Origin of the sequence: Sphingobacterium phlebotomi, from assembly GCF_008180195.1 — a bacterium.
GTDB lineage: Bacteria > Bacteroidota > Bacteroidia > Sphingobacteriales > Sphingobacteriaceae > Sphingobacterium > Sphingobacterium phlebotomi.
Genome location: NZ_VTAV01000018.1, coordinates 73,438 through 91,631, shown reverse-complemented (window position 1 = coordinate 91,631; position 18,194 = coordinate 73,438). Strand labels below are relative to the sequence as shown.

The following is an 18,194-nucleotide window of genomic DNA, read 5'->3' as shown; positions in this document are numbered from 1 at the left end:
GGTCCATCTTATGCAATCCCCATTAATCGTTCCAGATGATGATAGCTGATGCCAAAATAAGCCTTCGTGGATTTTATTTTTGCTAAAATCTCTTCTTGTCGTTGTGTATTGACAGATTTCTTTTCTCCCACCACCAATACGTTCTTAGGTGTATGCGCATCTGCTATAAATTGAAAAACTTTGGTTTGGTACCCAAAATACTCCATAATCAACGCCCGTATACCATCGGTAACCATTTCAGCCTGACGTTCCATAAAAATCCCATGTTTAAGTAGAAAATCAAGCTCATTCTTCGTTTTACTCTTTTCCATTTCCCGACGGATTTGTTTATGACAACAAGGTGCTACCACGATAAGATCGGCACCATGCTTAATGCCTTTGGCAATAGCATCGTCAGTCGCTGTATCGCAGGCATGCAAGGCTATCAAAATATCTAAATCACTTTCTGGTTGGTAATCTTCTATTGCGCCTCGAATAAAAAGTAGGTCTTTGAAATTAGATTTGACGGCAATCTGATTACATAATTCTACCAAATCTTTACGGTACTCAACACCTACCAAGGAAGTCCGTTTTTGAAGCGTATGTACCAAATAATCATACAAAGCAAACGTCAAATAACCTTTTCCCGCTCCCATATCGACTACGTTTAATGTATCTTTTTGTGGTAGACGTTGTAATATGGAACTTAATATCTCTATATAGTGGTTAATTTGCCTCCATTTATCTTGCGCATTTTTATACACATTTCCTGCTGCATCCGTCAGTCTTAACTCTTGTAAATACACTTTGTCAGCGCTATCCAACTTCCGTTCTTTTTGTTTATCGTGCGTAAGAACAACGGGTTTCTTAGCGGTTGGATTCTCTTTTCTAATAGACCACAGTCCTTTTTTAGTAAATTGACAGACTAGATTTTCTGTCTCCGTAAACAAGGTCGCCATCCGAAAGCCCTCTACTTTCAGGAGTCCGTGTATCTCCATGATACCCGTACCTATTTCAAAGTTTTGGGTAATGTCTTGTGTTTTATAGCGAAAAACAAATGATAACTTCTTCTCTCGCTTTATGATAACTGGTTTGATATATACGTTCTTCAAATACAGTTCTGTTCCATTGTAATCTCCTAAAGAAATTTTAATAAATTCCTCTCGTTGAATTGATTCTCTAATTTTCTCAAAAAAAGTGGCATAATTATCCATAGCGCAAAGATAGAGAATATAAAGAAATAGTACCTTTGTAGTATGCAATATCCTAAAATCAAAGCCGTCTTTTTTGATATAGACGGCACGCTCTTAAGTTTCAAGACACACCAAGTTCCGGCCTCTACCCAAAAGGCAATTGAACAATTGCAAAGACAGGGGATTAAAGTCATTTTATCTACCGGCCGTTCCATTAATAGCATTGATCATGTTAATTTTTTGGATTTCGATGGATTCATTACCTTTAATGGTGGTTATTGTGTAACCCAAGAAAATGATGTGCTGTTTAAACAAGCTATACACCAGAACGACATAAAAGCGGTTTTGAACTATACCAAAGAATATCCGCTAAGTTTTTCCCTTATGTCCGAGAAAGAAATCACTATTTATGACGTGACACCGGAAATAGCAGGGATGTATGCGCACTTAAACCTCCCTGTACCTCCTTTAGTGGACATGAACAAAGTTGATCCGGCTAGTATTTTACAAACCAATATATTCTTGGGACCGGAAGAAGAGGACGTTTTTATGAAAAATGTCATGCCTAATTCGGTTGCGTCTAGATGGACACCTCTTTTCGCTGATGTGAATCCTAAAGGGCAGAGCAAAAGAGTAGGAATAGATATTTTCTGCAAGTATTTCGGCCTAGATATTAGCCAAACGATGGCGTTTGGAGATGGTGGAAATGATATAACCATGCTAAAGCATGTGGCTATTGGCATAGCTATGGGGAATGCCAATCCGGAAGTAAAGGAAATAGCCGACTACATTACAACAGATGTCGACGACGATGGTATTTGGAATGCCTTAAAATATTTTAAGGTGATATAGAAAAAGTAGTGGCGCAAGTGTCGCGCCATTACCTGTTCGTTATTCTTCTATAAAACTTTCTTTCGCTGCCATGTAGCGTTCAGCTTCTAATGCTGCCATGCAACCCGTACCTGCTGCCGTAATAGCTTGACGATAGACATGGTCTTGTACGTCGCCACAAGCGAATACTCCGGGTATATTGGTTGCGGTACTATCCGATTTTGTAATTAAATATCCAGTTTCATCCATATCCAAAATCCCTTTAAACAATTCTGTATTGGGTTTGTGTCCAATTGCCACAAAGAAACCCGTAACATCTAGATGCTCTGTCTCCTGCGTCTGATTGTCGATGATACGAACGCCCGTAACACCTGTTTCATTACCCACTATTTCTTTTGTTTCGGTATTGTACATGACTTCAATATTCGATGTGTTCATTACGCGGTGCACCATCGCCTTAGATGCTCTAAACTCATCGCGGCGTACCAACATATATACTTTTCTACACAACTTGGCTAGATATGTTGCCTCTTCCGCGGCTGTATCCCCCGCACCGACAATCGCCACATCTTGACCTTTGAAGAAGAAACCGTCACAAACTGCACAAGCAGATACACCGAATCCATTGTATTTTTCTTCCGAAGGCAATCCCAACCATTTTGCAGTAGCACCCGTCGCGATAATAACCGTTTCCGCAGACACCCAAGTTGAACCGTCAATCTCCACTTTGTGTACTCCTCCATCTTTCGAGAGCTCTACTTTCGTCGCATAACCAAAACGCACTTCTGTTCCGAAACGTTCCGCCTGTGCCTTTAGATCTTCCATTAAAACGGGTCCGGTAATACCTTGAGGATAGCCGGGAAAATTATCTACTTCGGTTGTTTGCGTTAATTGCCCTCCAGGAACAATACCTGTATACATCACGGGATTTAAATCGGCTCGAGCTGCATAGATAGCCGCTGTATAGCCCGCGGGCCCTGATCCAATAATTAAGCACTGTAGGTGCTCTATTTCTTCCGTATTTGCCATTATTATTTACCTATCTTCTATATTATTTACCAAATTTTCCTTGAAGCTGTTTGAGCATATCGTCCGTAATAGGTTTAGCAGGAATCTGTTCCTTTCGCGGACGGTCCTTATTTACTTCTACCCTGTTATTTTGTTGTTGCTCTTTCTTTTTATTGCGATGCGCATTCCATAACTTCTCTAACACTTTTTTGGTGTAGCGAGGAAAATCCCCCTGTTGCATCCAAGCGTAATAGCTGGGTTCTACATCAAACACATCGACTACTTTTCTACCTTTGTGTTTGCCAAAATTGATACATGGATCGCCTTCCTCATCGTACACTAAGCGACCGGCAAAATCAACCGGATTGCTCAGATTGGTAAAACGATGTAAAGCTTCCACGTCATTGACCACCGGGGTCGACACATTCCCGTGCTTATCTTCAAATGTGGCTCCTTCGTATTTTGATAGTTGAGCCTTCAACACTTCGTATGTAGCTCGTACATCGGCTTCCGCTGTATGTGCATTTTCCAACGATGCATCACAATAAAACTTGTAGGCCGCTTTCAAGGTACGTTGTTCCATTTGATGAAAAACATTCTGTACATCGACAAAAGCCCTTCCCTCTAAAGAAAAATCTACGCCAGCACGCAAAAACTCCTCCATCAACATCGGTACGTCGAATTTATTGGAATTATAACCTGCTAAATCAGCATCTCCCAGAAAGTTTTTGATTTCCTCGGCTCGTTCCTTAAACGGAGGAAGATCCTTCACATCTTCATCATAAATACCGTGGAACATAGAAGATTCAGTAGGTATAGGCATCTCGGGGTTAACCTTAATCGTCAATACGTCTTCTTTGCCTCCTGGCGATATTTTTAATATGGATAACTCAACGATGCGATCTACGGCAATATTTACCCCCGTAGTTTCCAAGTCAAAAAAAGCCAACGGGCGTTTTAATTGTAATTCCATCTAATAGCGATTGATTATAAACTCTCGTACAACAAATGTACAAAACTCTTTGGTTTTGTTAAACACATCACCGATTAATGACATAATTATCACCGTAAATAAAAAATCCCCGGCTTTCGGCGGGGATTCGCTTTTCGTATACTAATGAATATTTTTTATCCAAATATATTTTTCAACGTATTTACCTGATAGTCTGCTAGTTTTTGAAGAGGGCCGGAAGCCATCATCTTCATCATCATATTAAGCTCAGCCTCGATTACAAACGTTGCGTTTGTGGTGTCTATACCCTTATCTTCTAGTTTCCACCGTAAAGTAAGTGCAAAAGGTGCTTCTTCGATAGGAATGCAGACGATTTCCTTATTCACTATTCGCTGGCTGATTTTCAATGCTAACTTTGCCATATTCTTGATCGTAAAACGAGCTTCGTCCGCTGTCGACGACCAATTGTCGATATTATCGGGCATCAGCTGTTCATGATTGTTCATATCTGCCAAAAACGCATAAACAACTTCTATGGGTTTATGAATATCAACATTGTTTTGAATAATGGTCATATGTGTCGTTTTTAATACGTTATTGTCCTGTCCACGTTGACGGATCTTTACGCCATTGTTCCAACAGCGTCACATCAGATTCCAAAATATAGCCGTTGTTAACCGCTACGTTGACCAGAGCATCATAGTTGCACAAGCTAAAGAACGGACATTTAGCATCTGCGAAATTTTTCACCGCCTGATCAAATCCATACGTAAAGATGGAAACCAACCCTACCACATTACATCCCGCTTCGCGTAATGCTTCTACAGCCAGCAAACTGCTCTTACCGGTAGATATTAAATCTTCTACTACGACCACACGCTGTCCGCTAACAATTTCTCCTTCGATAAGATTTTGACGGCCATGGTCTTTTGCACTACTGCGAACATACGTAAAGGGTAAACCTAGGTCTTGAGCAACCAATACGCCTTGAGGTATCCCCGCTGTTGCCACACCTGATATCATTTCTACGGTTCCAAACTCCTCTTGAATCAACTGTGATAGCTGTTGGCGAATATAAGTTCGGATTGCCGGATGTGATAATGCAATACGATTATCACAATAAATTGGAGACTTCCAACCTGACGCCCAAACAAAAGGGTTTTTAGGTTGTAATTTTATTGCTTTAATTTGCAATAAGGATTCAGCAATTTTTTGTTCAACCTCATTTAACTTATTCATGGCGCAAATTTATAAAATTTATATGAACGAATGTCAGCTTATTTTAGCCGATTTTCTTCCAAAGAAATTACCGAATGTTCAAACAATTGGTTTACAAGACATTGATCTCGAAAAACTTTTTCAAGCATCTAAACATAAAACAACAAAAGGTATCACCTATCTATATATACACCGAGATATAAAGAAAGTTTTCAAATCCATCATACAAAACCTCGAAATTATCAAAGCAGCAGGGGGACTGGTCAAAAACGGAGATGGCGCGTACTTGTTTATACACCGACTGGGGAAATGGGATCTTCCTAAAGGGAAAGTGGAAGATAACGAAAAGATGCGGGAAGCGGCCGTTCGGGAAGTGGAAGAGGAATGTGGTATTCGTATAGACTATCTGGGACCAAAGCTCCAAACAACCTATCATACCTATATGATGCGCGGAAAATTTGTACTCAAACAAACCAATTGGTACGAAATGGGCGTGAATAAATCACCGAAGTTGATTCCCCAAACCGAGGAAGATATTACCGAGGCTCGCTGGATTGATAAAGATGATTTTGATATGGTACGTGAAAATACTTACCCGTTGATCGCACAGATTGTTAAGGGCGTGTGAAAAATGCGCTGAAATTAAAAAAACAAAGGGGACAATTGCCCCCTTTGTTCGCTAACACAAAACTAAACTACATAAAAACATCTACAATATTAGCCTTCCGTATTTTCTGTATCTGGTACTCGTTTTTCTATCATTCCTCTTTTTCTAAATTCTCCTCTTGATCCTTTAAATTTATCTTTACGACGTTGCGCATAGCTTTCTTTAAGTTGCTGTTGTTGCTCTGGCGTCAATATCTCACCCAGCTTTACCTGCGAACTTTTCATTTCTTCACGCCATTTGCTTTGCAATTTTTTCATTTCATTCCGATTGGTCGCCGCTTGTACTGCTTGTTCCAACTGTACAGCGTAAACTTCGGTGCGCTGCGCATCAGTAAATTTCAAACGTTTATCTAAATGTTCCGTTTTTACTTTTGCAATCTCTTCGGGAGTACGATCTGCTATTTTTTTCTCCGTGCGGGGATGTTTACGCTCTTTCTTAAAGGAACGTTCTGTATCTTTCTGCTCCTGAGCAAATGTCGCTAAACTAATTCCTGCTAGCAATACGGCTAATGATAATGCCTTTTTCATAATATTTCCTTTTTAGTTATCTAATGCTGTTTTTTGTTCCTTTATAGTAGTAGATTCCGAAATGAAAGAAACGTTTAATATGAAGCCGTTAAATAATGTTAACAGTAAAAACTGTTTCAGAAAAATAAACAAGTTAAAATCAGTCAGTTTGTAAAAACTGTAAAAATATTTTTTGGAAAACCTAAAACATGTCCTATATTTGCATCGTCAAACAAGGATACAGCAAGCCCAGCTGGCGGAATTGGTAGACGCGTTGGTCTCAAACACCAATATCTTCGGATGTGCCGGTTCGACTCCGGCGCTGGGTACTGAGAAACCCCTTCTATTAATGTTAGAAGGGTTTTTTTGTGTTAGCACATACCAGTCGGTCGCCACGTTAGCAAAACCAACGATAATCGCCATTATAGTCAGCATATTATTTCGTATTTTTAAAGCAAGGAGAAATACATATGCAGTTAAAGCAGGAATTTTACGGAATAGCATCTAAACATGTCGGTGACGACAATCGTGAACTAATCGAATGTTGTTGGGATGAGATTGAAAAAAGTTATACTACAAAGGATAGATACTATCACAATTTGAATCACCTGGAAGAGATGGTGGTCGAACTGAACCCTTTAAAACATAAAATTCAAAATAGAGATTCATTGCTTTTATCCATTTTCTACCACGACATCATATACAATCCTACATCGACAGACAACGAAGAGAAAAGTGCCAACAAAGCTAGAGAACAACTTGAAAAAATTCACATACCCGCTAACAGAATCCATACAATATATAAGCAAATCGCAGCAACAAAAACCCACGAGAGGTCTGATGATACGGATACCAATTTCCTACTTGATGTGGATTTATGCATACTGGGAAAACCTTGGGAAAAATATCTTCTCTATAGTAACCAAATACGAAAAGAATATGCTTTTTATCCCAACCCTATCTATAATCAGGGAAGAAAAAAGGTATTAGCACATTTACTAAATTTAAAAGAAGTATTTAAGACAGATTTCTTCCAAAACAAGTACGAGCATCAAGCAAGAGAAAATATGCTTAAGGAAATGGCAAGATTATAAGAAAATTGCTTTTTATCCAATAAGAATGAATAAAAATTTTTGAAAACAATTTCCCCTTATCACAGGTTATTATTTCGGCTTCTCATTAGCTTTTTAGAAGTTTTTTCCCTATATTATCAAGAAAAACATCTACATGTATAAAAAAAGAACAATAATTATATCAAATCGCTTACCTATACGCATTGAAAAACACAACAGCGAGCTTAAATTTATTCCGAGTGAGGGTGGTCTAGCGACAGGGCTAGGGTCCATTTACAAAAAAGACAACAATATATGGATCGGATGGCCAGGATACATACCCGATTCTGAAGAAGAAAAGGAAATTATTGAAGAAAGATTAAAGGAATTAAACCTTATTCCCGTTTTTCTGACAGCAGAACAAATAGAAGGATATTATGAAGGCTTTTCAAATGAAATATTATGGCCCATTTTCCACCATCGTTTGTCATACGCTGTCTATCGTCAGGAAAACTGGCAGTACTACCAAGAGGTAAATCAGGCATTTTGTAATACGATCTGGGCACAGCAACTGGATGCGAAAGATGAAATATGGATCCATGATTACCAATTGATGTTGCTTCCGAGATTAATCCGCCAAGACGACGAAAAAATATCCATCGGTTATTTTCAGCATATCCCCTTCCCCCCCGACGAAATCTTTCGATGTATTCCGTGGCGAGATGAATTACTAAAAGGGGTTTTGGGTGCTGACCTTATCGCTTTCCACACCTACAATGATACACAGCACTTCTTGAATGCCTGTACCCATATCATAGGGCTCACCATAAAAAACAATTCTTTACAAGTGGGCGACCGAAGTGTGTATGTTGAAGTTTACCCGATGGGTATAGACTACGACAAGTTTAGTTCCCTCGCGGAAAGTCCGGAAGTTCAGGTTCGGGTGAAATCGTTAAAAGAACAATATCAAAACCGCAAGATCATTCTCTCGATTGACCGACTGGATTATAGCAAAGGCATATTGGAACGGCTACATGCTTTTGAAAACTTCCTTATCAACTGGCCAGAATACCACAACCAGGTCGTTCTATATATGTTGGTCGTACCGTCTAGAGATACCGTACCGCAATATAAACGGCTTCGTGACGAAATCGACAGAATGGCTGGACATATCAATGCCGTATACGGCACAAATGAATGGACGCCCATCGCTTATTATTACAACACTTATCCCGTTGAAGAATTATCCGCTCTTTACACCGCTGCTGATATATGTTTAGTCACTTCGCTTCGGGATGGGATGAATCTGGTTTGTAAAGAATATATCGCCAGCAAAGAAAATAGTTTGGGCGTATTAATTTTAAGTGAATTGGCGGGAGCCTCCAAAGAGCTGCTTGATGCGATTCAAGTCAACCCAAACGCTATTGACGAAATCAGCAATGCGATTGCCCAAGCTTTGCAGATGCCCAAAGAAGAGCAACGAAAGCGCATGGACGATAGTATCGAAATCGTCCAGAAATTCAACATCAACCATTGGGTCAAATTATTCTTTAATCGATTACGCGAAATTAAAATCATTCAGAAAAATGAAATGTCGCGCAAAGTCCGCGAAGAAGTCAGAGAAGCGATTTTTAAAGCGTACCAAAACAGTGAAAAACGTTTATTCTTTTTGGACTATGATGGTACCTTAATAGGATTTCATAAAGATGTCGACGCAGCAGCGCCAACCACCGGACTTCACCGTATTTTAGAAAAACTACAATCGGATGAAGCAAATCAAATCGTTATCATTAGCGGGCGTCCACGAGAGACATTGGAGCGTTGGTTTGGAGACAAGGACTATTATTTGGTTGCTGAGCACGGCGCATGGACAAATTATCCATCACATGAGTGGATACCCCGTTCTCAGCTTTCAACACGATGGAAAATTCCCGTAAAACACATCATGTCGAAATTTGCCAACATTACTGCAGGTGCTTCCGTTGAAGAGAAAACATATTCTCTGGCGTGGCATTACAGAAAAGCTCAACAGGGACTGGGCCAATTGCGTTCACAAGAATTGATCGATTCATTACGTTATCTCATTCCGCATCACGGATTACAACTACTTCAAGGAGACAAAGTAATCGAAGTAAAAAATGGTGAAGTAAATAAAGGAATGGCCGCCCTTGACATCGTTAACGATTATAAACCAGATTTTATCTTCGCTATGGGCGACGATGTAACGGATGAAGACATGTTCATCGAACTTCCTGTCGGCGCCTTTACCGTGAAAGTCGGGAATAAAAAATCAGAAGCACAGTTTTATGTAGAAAGCCAGGCGGACGCCGTGAAACTCATTAATTATTTTGTAGAACAGATTGAATCACAGCCGCACAGCAGCAATACAAGTCATTAAACTATAAACATATGAACGAAACAGCGAGACACAAATATAATGCTGGTATTATAGGTAATTGCGCTTATATCGCACATATTGAAAACGACACCAATGTTAATTGGTTATGTTGGCCATCTTTTCAAGATTCCTTTGTGTTTGGTGGTTTATTGGATAAGAAACTTGGCGGAACATTCCGTATTTTACCTCATGAAGAAACCATTAATAGCAAACAGTTCTATCTGGAGAACACCAATATTTTATGCACCGAAATAGAAACGAAAGATGGTGTTTATCAAGTTACGGATTTTGCGCCTCGTTTTGAGCAATATGAACGTTATTACAAGCCTCTCACGCTTATCCGCAAAATTGAGCCGATGCGGGGAAACCCTAAAATCCGGGTAATATGTGAACCTACCTATGAATACGGTGGAAAGTTTTTCCATAAATACCGAGGTAGCAACCACGTTCAATTTGAGATGGAACACATCAAGATTCGTCTAGCGACCAATATGCCGATCAGTCATTTTTTTGACGACAATACCCATGTCCTCAGTCAGCCTATTTATTTGATACTAACTTACGGAAGTCCATTTGAAGCTCCTATCGCTCGCACAGCAGAGGATTTTCTCTTTCGAACAAAAGAATATTGGTATAAGTGGGTGAAGAATGCATCAATACCCGCGTTTTATCAAAAAGAAGTCATCCGATCTGCGTTAACGCTCAAAATGCACCAATACGAAGATACCGGTGCGATCATAGCAGCCAGTACGACAAGTTTACCCGAATACCCAGGGTCTGGAAGGAACTGGGATTATCGGTTTTGTTGGTTACGCGATAGCTATTATGTATTAACATCACTCAGCCACTTAGGGCAATTTGAAGAAATGGAAAAGTACGCCTCCTATATCGCGAATATTACACAAAATGATACAGGCAGGCTACAACCACTTTATGGTATCATGGGACAATCAGATTTGGAAGAATATACCATCCCGTATCTGGATGGCTATTTAGGAAATAAACCTATCCGAGTAGGCAATCAAGCTTCGGAACACATCCAGAATGACGTATATGGACAAGCGCTGATTGCGTTGCTTCCGCTGTTTTCTGACCACCGCTTTCGTCATCAGAATTTACACGCCGCAAAATCGTGGACGCATCTTATCCTTCAGAAAATGACGCAGACCATCGATGAGAAAGATGCCGGAATATGGGAGTTCAGGAATTTTCAGAACCGTCATTGCTATTCGAACTTGTTCCAATGGGCAGGAGCTACAGCAGCGCTTAAAATCGCTAAACAATACGGCTTCGAAGACATCGAGGAACAAGCCAATACGATTCGTGAACAAGCCGAAAAGCATATAGAGAGCTGTTATAATCCGGAAAAACAGGTATACACCAATGCTAGTGAAAGCCAAAGTCTTGATGCATCTACGCTACAGCTCATCATGATGGGGTATCTAGATCCCTCATCAGAAAAAGCGAAGAACCATCTTCAACAGCTGGAAAAGGAACTCAAAGGCAAACATGGCTTATTTTACCGCTATTTGCACAAGGACGATTTTGGGAAGCCAAAATCGACATTTCTAGTGTGTGCGTTTTGGTACGTAGAAGCTTTGGCTTGTGTTGGTCGACTAGAAGAGGCCCAAGATGTGTTTAAACAACTTTTGTCTTTTGCGAATCATCTTATGCTTTTTAGTGAGGACGTCCATGAAGATGATGGTTCACAATGGGGTAATTTTCCACAGGCCTATAGTCATGTGGGATTAATAAATGCCGCCTATCGTATTGCCGTAAAATTGGATAAGCCCACTTTTTTTGATAGTTTATATGAATAAGAGGTGGCTAGGCCACCTCAAACTTATATCCTACCCCTTTCACGGTGGAGACGTAATGGTCTCCGATTTTTTCCCGAAGTTTACGAATATGCACATCGATGGTTCGATTAGTAACCACAACGGAGTCTTCCCAAATGGCTTTCAGTATCTGTTCTCTGGTAAACACCTTATTCGGTTTGGAAGCCAGAAGATAGAGTAATTCAAATTCCTTCTTTGCTAAGACAATCTTATCGCCATCGCGATACACCAAAAAAGAATCCCTATCGATCACTAAATCCAAAATTTCCAGTTTATCGGCTTTATCAATGCTCGATTCCGAATTATTACGCCGCAATATAGCATTGATACGGCTCATTAAAGCACGTGGTTTAATCGGCTTTGCAATATAGTCATCAGCTCCCACGTTGAAACCAGCTATTTCAGAATATTCTTCGCTTCTGGCGGTAAGAAAAACCATAAAAGTCTGCTTAAACTCTGGCATAGAACGCATTAAACGACATGCTTCGATACCATCCATTTCTGGCATCATGACATCCAAAATGATTAAATCGGGATTAGCTTGTTTCGCCACTTCTATCCCCTCTTTGCCATTGTATGCTTGATAAACTTGATAACCTTCTTTCGTAAGACTGTAGGATATTAAATCAACGATATCTCGCTCATCATCTACCACTAGTATTTTTTGATTGGCATTCATTGTTGTTTTTTTGCTAAATTATGTACTAAATGGTAAGACAGAGTTAAGGCTTTGTTATCAAATTGTTAACTGCTTAACATTTGTTAAATATCTTCTTAATTTAACGTTTGACGCAAAAATTCCTCTAACGCCTTACCTCTCAAATTTTTTGCCAATATCTTTCCATCAGGATCCACTAAATAAGACGTAGGAATAGCTTTTATACGATAATTTATAATCAAATCAGAACTCCAGGCCTGTAAGTCCGAAACCTGTGTCCACACTAAATTATCAGCCTCTATGGCACGCATCCAACTTCCTGGATTATTATCCAACGACACACCCAACACCGTAAATCCTTTATCTTTAAATATATGGTATTGCTTTACAATATTGGGATTCTCCTGTCTACATGGTGCACACCATGAAGCCCAAAAATCCACCAATACATATTGTCCCCTAAAATCAGAAAGTTTCACCGTTTTGTTATTTGGTGTAAAGGATTTAATTTCCGGGGCAGGCTGTCCCACAGCCAATTGTTTCAGTTTCCTTGCTTCTTCTTTAAATTGAGAGACATACCGATTATCAGTAAAATTATTTTCAATTTCATCTGCATATGCAATAATCTCCGACTCAGCAACCTCCGGGTCCAATGTGCTCATAGCATAAAACCCCGCAAGATTTTTATGTTGCTCCGCAAATGTTACTGCTTGCTGCGTATACGCAGATAATTTCGACTTAAACTCCGTTAAATAATCAAAGCGTAAACTTTCGATCTCTTCGGCTGATTTATTTAAGGTCGCTTTCGCAAATGCACCTTGTAAAGAATCTTGTACAAATTCTTTACGACGTTGATAAGGAGCAAACTCCTTTAACGTAGCCGTTAATGCAGAGCCTTCTATTTGGTAATCCTCTGGATGATGCATATCGGCGACAAATTTCAAAGGTTCGCCGGGTGTTAAAATAACAGGATACTTATTGTTTCCTACCGCGATAGAAAGTAAGCGAGGCTGTGTAGCCGTCCGCTCAAATTTAAACCTATTCCCATCCGCGAGATAAACGGAATCCAGCTTCCTATCACCTTCATAAAACGCAATGACCCTTACATTTCCAGGGTTGTCGATGTGTCCTGATACATGAATCACTTCGTTATTCGAACATCCCCAACATAATGCGATCAACGCAACAAGTAAACCAATCGTTCTCTTCATTTCTATTATTTTACAAAATCTTTTGCCCGAGCAATTGCTTTCGGAAGCCCTTCAACCAGCTTTCCACCAGCCGTAGCAAAGAACGGCTGTCCACCTCCCCCACCTTGGATATCTTTCGCCAGATCCTTAACAATCATCCCCGCATTCCATCCACGTTCTTTTGCTAGGTTATCTGAAATCACAACTGTCAGGCTTGGTTTTCCGTCAATATTTGCTCCCAAAACGACAAATATGTCATCCATTGCTCCTTTTAAAGCATAAGCCAATGTTTTCACGGCGTCTGCACTCGGCAGGTCAACTATCAGTGACAGAAAATTTACACCATGTATCTGTTCCACTTTCGCTTCCAATTCCCTTTTCATTTGTAGAGATTTTTCACGGATATGGTTCTCGATCGCTTTTTTCAATTCATGATTTTCGTTCAAAACCTTCTCTACAGTCGAAACAAAATCTTTCGGATTGTTCATCAGCTCCCGCATCTTATCCACCAATTCGAATTGCTCCCGAATAACCGCAGCTGCTTTTGAACCCGTAATCGCTTCTATACGTCGTACACCGGCGGCTACCGCCGACTCGGAGATAATCTTGAAAAAACCAATCTGACCTGTGCCCTGCACGTGAGAACCACCACAAAGCTCTTTCGAGAAGGTATCGTCAAACGTAATGACACGTACATACTCCCCATATTTCTCACCAAATAACGCCCTGACCCCAGCATCTATCGCTTCTTGATAAGGAACTTGACGTTCTTCTTTCAGTTGAATATTCTCCCTTATTTTTGTATTGACAATATCCTCTACCTGTTTTTGTTCCTCCGGCGTAATCTTTGCAAAATGCGAAACGTCGAAACGCAATATGTCTGGCGAAACCAACGAACCTTTTTGGTCGACATGGTCACCCAATACCTGCCGTAAGGCCGCATGCAATAAGTGTGTAGCCGAGTGATTGCTTTCGGTATCAAGTCGTTTATCCTTGTCCACTATCGCTTTGAAATCACCTTCCAATACCGGTGGGAGTTCATTTACGAAATGTACGATCAGGCCATTTTCTTTTTTGGTATCCGTCACATAGATCTTTTCGTTTGCTTCCGAAATCAGCATACCCGAATCCCCTACTTGTCCTCCCCCTTCCGCATAAAATGGTGTAACGGAGAGGATAAGTTGGTACTGCTGTTTTCCTTTTGACGTCACCTTTCTATATTTTAAAATCTGCGTGGCTGCTTTTAGGTAATCGTATCCCACAAAATCCGTTTCATCTCCTTCCGATACCGTGACCCAGTCACCTGTATCAATGATTGTGGCAGCACGCGAACGTTCTTTCTGCTGTTGCAGGGCATGTTGAAAACCGTCCATATCCACGTCCAGCCCTTTTTCCCGTGCCAACAACCCAGTAAGGTCTATCGGGAAACCATAGGTATCAAACAGTTCGAAAGCAAAATCACCATCAATTGCGGTATGTTCTGCAATGTAGTTCTCAAAACGCTGTATTCCCGTGGTAAGTGTACGTAAAAAAGAAATCTCCTCTTCCAGCACCACTTTCTGCACAAAACTCTGTTGCTGTATAAGTTCGTTGAATACCCCTTCAAATTGTTTTGCCAAAAGCGGCACCAGTTCATTGATAAATGGGGTTTTAAATCCAAGAAAAGTATAAGCATAACGTACAGCTCGACGCAATATACGCCGAATAACATAACCTGCCTTATTATTAGAAGGTAATTGTCCGTCAGCAATGGTGAAGCTCACGGCACGTATATGGTCGGACAATACACGCATAGCGATGTCCGTCTTTTCGTCAGCGCCATAATTTATTCCTGCTCTCTCCGCAATAAATTGTATAATAGGATGAAAAACATCGGTGTCATAATTAGAAGTCTTACCCTGAATAGCGCGTACCAGACGTTCGAATCCCATACCCGTGTCCACATGTCTCGCAGGCAGCTGCTCCAGTTCCCCACTCTTCAAACGGTTGAATTGCATAAATACCAAGTTCCATATCTCGATAACCTGTGGATCATCGGCATTGACGAGGTCTTGTCCTCTGACGGCTTTACGTTCCTCATCCGGACGCATATCATAATGGATTTCTGAACATGGTCCGCATGGTCCTGTTTCGCCCATTTCCCAAAAATTATCTTTTTTATTACCCAACAAAATCCGGTCTTCTGCGACATGTGTTTTCCATAGGTCATATGCTTCGCTGTCCCTTTCCAGACCTTCTTTCTCATCACCCTCAAAAATTGTCACATACAAACGGTCTTTATCCAGCTTGTATACTTCTGTCAGCAATTCCCAGGCCCAGTCGATCGCTTCTTTCTTAAAATAGTCGCCAAAAGACCAGTTGCCCAACATTTCAAACAACGTATGGTGATAGGTATCGATACCTACTTCTTCCAGATCGTTGTGCTTCCCTGATACGCGTAAGCATCGCTGTGTATCCGTTACGCGGGAATATCTTGGCGGCGCCTCCCCCAAAAAAATCTCCTTAAACTGGTTCATCCCCGCATTGGTGAACATCAAGGTGGGATCGTTTTTGACAACAACCGGTGCCGATGGCACAACGTGATGGGATTTGTTCTTGAAAAAACTTAAAAAAGCTTCGCGTATTTCTTTACTGGTCATGGAATCCTATATATACTTATTTTCGAGGTACAAAAATAGCTAAAAATGCTTGCTCTCACAATGCATAGTATTTCAACCACAAAGCCACGAACTTTTAAATTCTTAAAACCACTTATTATTTGTACTTTTATACAGTAATCATCAACTTGTAATGAAGAAACCTGCATGAACTACCATTCAAAAAAAAGGACATAAATAAATCAGCTCATGCAAGCTTCATCGCCAATGAAAATAAATTTATTTGGATGAAAATTTTAGTACCAACTGACTTTTCGGAAAATGCATTCTTGGCCGCTCAATATGCCGCAGAAATCGCCAAAAAGCACCACTACAGTTTGCACATTGTTCATTTCTATACAGCGGTTTCATCGGGTTTCGACGAGAATGAATTGGAGGACCTACGTGAGCAATCTGATGTATTAAAAGCTGACCTCACTATTAAGGAATGGGTAAGCAGGCTTCAAGCACAATACCCCGACATATCCATATCCTATCATAATGACCGGGGCCTTTTGGATGAGGCGCTCCCTAAAGAGGCGAAAAGAGCGGATTATGTAGCCATTGCGATGGGTACCACAGGAGCATCGGCAAACAAAAATATCTTCTGGGGGAGCAATACGGCACTAATTGTGGCAAAATCACCTATTCCCGTTATTGTCATACCCAATATTCCACAAATCAGAACAGAGATAAAAAAAGTCGGTTTGCTAACCAACTTCAAACAGGAGGAGCTAACGACGCTGCAAGAGTTTGTTCATATCTTTAAACAGGAGATCGATGTCGCTCTTATACATGTATACAAAGAAAGTGAAAGTATGACCTCAGTGACCAACCGCTTAGATTCCTGGGGTTTTAATGTGGACGAGTTTTCCGCTGTACGGCAAACAAGTAAGCTAGTAGCCCCCACCGTGAAAGAAGACAAGGATCAAGATACGATACCGGAAGTTATCAGCAAATTGATTGACGATCATGATGTCGATATTATTTTAATTTCAAAAACTAGAAAAACCTTTTTTGAAAGATTGTTTACATCATCGGTATCCAAAGCCATGACATTGAAGCTGCAAAAACCCGCTTTTTTTGGGAAAACTATATAAACAATTATATCATGAACAAAATTTTAATACCTGTTGACTTTTCCGAGTACTCCCTAACCGCTATTCAATATGCTTGCCAGCTGATTTCGCAAAATGAGCGGAAACAAGACATAGACCTTATCCATGTTTTTACGCACCATTCCAATTCATATATCAACCGGCAGGGCTATGCCCTTGAAGATCCGCAAGTGAAAATTTCGGAAAAGGATATGGAAAGACTCTTAGCAAACCTTCAAAATGAGTATTCCAATATTAAATTCAACAGTATATTCAAAGAGGGCAATCTCTTTGAGGAAATCAGCAAAGTGACTGCCGGGTTTGCTTACGATGCCGTTATTATGGGAACGAAAGGTTCTTCCGGACTCGAGGCGATCTTTCTGGGCAGCAATACCTATGATGTTATACTCAATACCAAAACACCCGTACTTGGCGTTCCGCAAAATACAAAAGATGTCAAGAAAGACAGAATTGGCTTGCTCTGCAATTTTAAAGAAGGCGAAATAGAGGTAATTCAGCACGCCATTAAGCTTATAGACAGCAACTTTGAGCTAGTCTTGATTTACGTCAACAAAGACGACCGTCACATCAGCGATATAGATGCGCAATTCAAAGACTGGATTGAAGAAATTATCAACCGAACCGGCATCCAAAACATTTCTTATACGATAAAGCCACAAGTACTTTATAATCGGGCGGCAGAAAATGTATCACACGCTATTTCTAATGTTTTAATTGACGAGCAAATCGATTTCTTACTCATTACCCGGAGCCGCAAAAGTATTTTCCGACGGCTACTAGAGGAAAACATTGTACGTAAGATGGCTTATAACATGACTATTCCAACTTTATTTGCCCCAGTACGTACCAAATAAAACACAGCTTTTTTCTCCCTCTATCAAAACATTTTCCCTTCTCTTGTAGTGACTATGCTACAAGAGTTTTTTTTCTGTGTGTTTCTAGCGAAACAA

16 protein-coding genes and 1 tRNA gene are annotated in these 18,194 nt (G+C 40.3%); 8 read left to right on the top strand and 9 right to left on the bottom strand.

All coding sequences use genetic code 11. The features are described from left to right. Nucleotides 1–8: 8 nt before the first annotated feature. Nucleotides 9–1,193, bottom strand: a complete 1,185-nt coding sequence (locus tag FXV77_RS18975; RefSeq protein WP_148920817.1) for a class I SAM-dependent methyltransferase — start codon at nt 1,191–1,193, stop codon at nt 9–11. 42 nt (nt 1,194–1,235) lie between these two features. Here FXV77_RS18975 and FXV77_RS18970 point away from each other — a divergent pair, with 42 nt between their 5' ends. After that, nucleotides 1,236–2,024: a Cof-type HAD-IIB family hydrolase gene (locus FXV77_RS18970; RefSeq protein ID WP_148920816.1), complete on the top strand. Its 789-nt coding sequence runs from the start codon at nt 1,236–1,238 to the stop codon at nt 2,022–2,024. A gap of 39 nt (nt 2,025–2,063) precedes the next feature. Here FXV77_RS18970 and trxB read toward each other — a convergent pair whose 3' ends face one another. From trxB to pyrE, 4 genes are all read right to left on the bottom strand, one after another. Continuing rightward, entirely contained in the window at nt 2,064–3,032 is a 969-nt protein-coding gene (trxB, locus tag FXV77_RS18965; protein WP_148920815.1) for a thioredoxin-disulfide reductase, read from the bottom strand. A gap of 22 nt (nt 3,033–3,054) precedes the next feature. Further along, nucleotides 3,055–3,984 (bottom strand): 3'-5' exonuclease, encoded by a 930-nt coding sequence (locus FXV77_RS18960; RefSeq protein ID WP_148920814.1) that lies wholly within the window; start codon nt 3,982–3,984, stop codon nt 3,055–3,057. Nucleotides 3,985–4,139: 155 nt separating this feature from the next. Continuing rightward, complete coding sequence (locus tag FXV77_RS18955) at nt 4,140–4,538, bottom strand: SRPBCC family protein (RefSeq protein ID WP_148920813.1); 399 nt, start codon at nt 4,536–4,538, stop codon at nt 4,140–4,142. A gap of 19 nt (nt 4,539–4,557) precedes the next feature. Next, on the bottom strand, nt 4,558–5,202 hold the full coding sequence (pyrE, locus tag FXV77_RS18950; RefSeq protein WP_148920812.1) for an orotate phosphoribosyltransferase: 645 nt from the start codon (nt 5,200–5,202) through the stop codon (nt 4,558–4,560). Between the two features lie 22 nt (nt 5,203–5,224). Between pyrE and FXV77_RS18945 the strand changes: the two genes are divergently transcribed. After that, nucleotides 5,225–5,809 (top strand): NUDIX hydrolase, encoded by a 585-nt coding sequence (locus FXV77_RS18945; protein ID WP_246162524.1) that lies wholly within the window; start codon nt 5,225–5,227, stop codon nt 5,807–5,809. Between the two features lie 89 nt (nt 5,810–5,898). On the opposite strand, the gene FXV77_RS18940 is transcribed toward FXV77_RS18945, so the two are convergent. Then, the gene (locus FXV77_RS18940) at nt 5,899–6,375 is read right to left on the bottom strand and encodes a hypothetical protein (protein WP_148920810.1); all 477 of its coding nucleotides are present in this window, start codon (nt 6,373–6,375) and stop codon (nt 5,899–5,901) included. A 226-nt stretch (nt 6,376–6,601) separates the two neighbouring features. On the opposite strand from FXV77_RS18940, the gene FXV77_RS18935 reads away from it, so the two are divergent. The 4 genes from FXV77_RS18935 to FXV77_RS18920 all read left to right on the top strand — a co-directional run bounded on the left by FXV77_RS18935 (nt 6,602) and on the right by FXV77_RS18920 (nt 11,624). Next, nucleotides 6,602–6,683 (top strand) — tRNA-Leu (locus tag FXV77_RS18935). Between the two features lie 141 nt (nt 6,684–6,824). Then, nucleotides 6,825–7,448 carry an HD domain-containing protein gene (locus FXV77_RS18930; RefSeq protein WP_148920809.1) on the top strand — a complete coding sequence of 208 codons (624 nt, stop codon included), beginning with the start codon at nt 6,825–6,827 and terminating at the stop codon, nt 7,446–7,448. 133 nt (nt 7,449–7,581) lie between these two features. Further along, nucleotides 7,582–9,804, top strand: coding sequence for a bifunctional alpha,alpha-trehalose-phosphate synthase (UDP-forming)/trehalose-phosphatase (locus FXV77_RS18925; protein ID WP_148920808.1), 2,223 nt, complete (start codon nt 7,582–7,584; stop codon nt 9,802–9,804). Between the two features lie 11 nt (nt 9,805–9,815). Next, nucleotides 9,816–11,624 carry a glycoside hydrolase family 15 protein gene (locus FXV77_RS18920; protein ID WP_148920807.1) on the top strand — a complete coding sequence of 603 codons (1,809 nt, stop codon included), beginning with the start codon at nt 9,816–9,818 and terminating at the stop codon, nt 11,622–11,624. Nucleotides 11,625–11,631: 7 nt separating this feature from the next. Here the strand turns inward: FXV77_RS18920 and FXV77_RS18915 are convergent, their stop codons facing one another. The 3 genes from FXV77_RS18915 to alaS all read right to left on the bottom strand — a co-directional run bounded on the left by FXV77_RS18915 (nt 11,632) and on the right by alaS (nt 16,129). Further along, the gene (locus FXV77_RS18915) at nt 11,632–12,321 is read right to left on the bottom strand and encodes a response regulator transcription factor (RefSeq protein WP_148920806.1); all 690 of its coding nucleotides are present in this window, start codon (nt 12,319–12,321) and stop codon (nt 11,632–11,634) included. Between the two features lie 95 nt (nt 12,322–12,416). Next, nucleotides 12,417–13,511, bottom strand: coding sequence for a TlpA disulfide reductase family protein (locus FXV77_RS18910; protein ID WP_148920805.1), 1,095 nt, complete (start codon nt 13,509–13,511; stop codon nt 12,417–12,419). Nucleotides 13,512–13,516: 5 nt separating this feature from the next. Continuing rightward, nucleotides 13,517–16,129, bottom strand: a complete 2,613-nt coding sequence (alaS, locus tag FXV77_RS18905; protein WP_148920804.1) for an alanine--tRNA ligase — start codon at nt 16,127–16,129, stop codon at nt 13,517–13,519. Nucleotides 16,130–16,374: 245 nt separating this feature from the next. Here alaS and FXV77_RS18900 point away from each other — a divergent pair, with 245 nt between their 5' ends. Together FXV77_RS18900 and FXV77_RS18895 are read left to right on the top strand one after the other, a co-directional pair. Next, nucleotides 16,375–17,226 (top strand): universal stress protein, encoded by an 852-nt coding sequence (locus tag FXV77_RS18900; RefSeq protein ID WP_148920803.1) that lies wholly within the window; start codon nt 16,375–16,377, stop codon nt 17,224–17,226. An 11-nt stretch (nt 17,227–17,237) separates the two neighbouring features. Continuing rightward, a complete protein-coding gene (locus tag FXV77_RS18895; protein ID WP_148920802.1) occupies nt 17,238–18,098 on the top strand; it encodes a universal stress protein in 861 nt (286 codons plus the stop codon). Nucleotides 18,099–18,194: the final 96 nt, after the last annotated feature.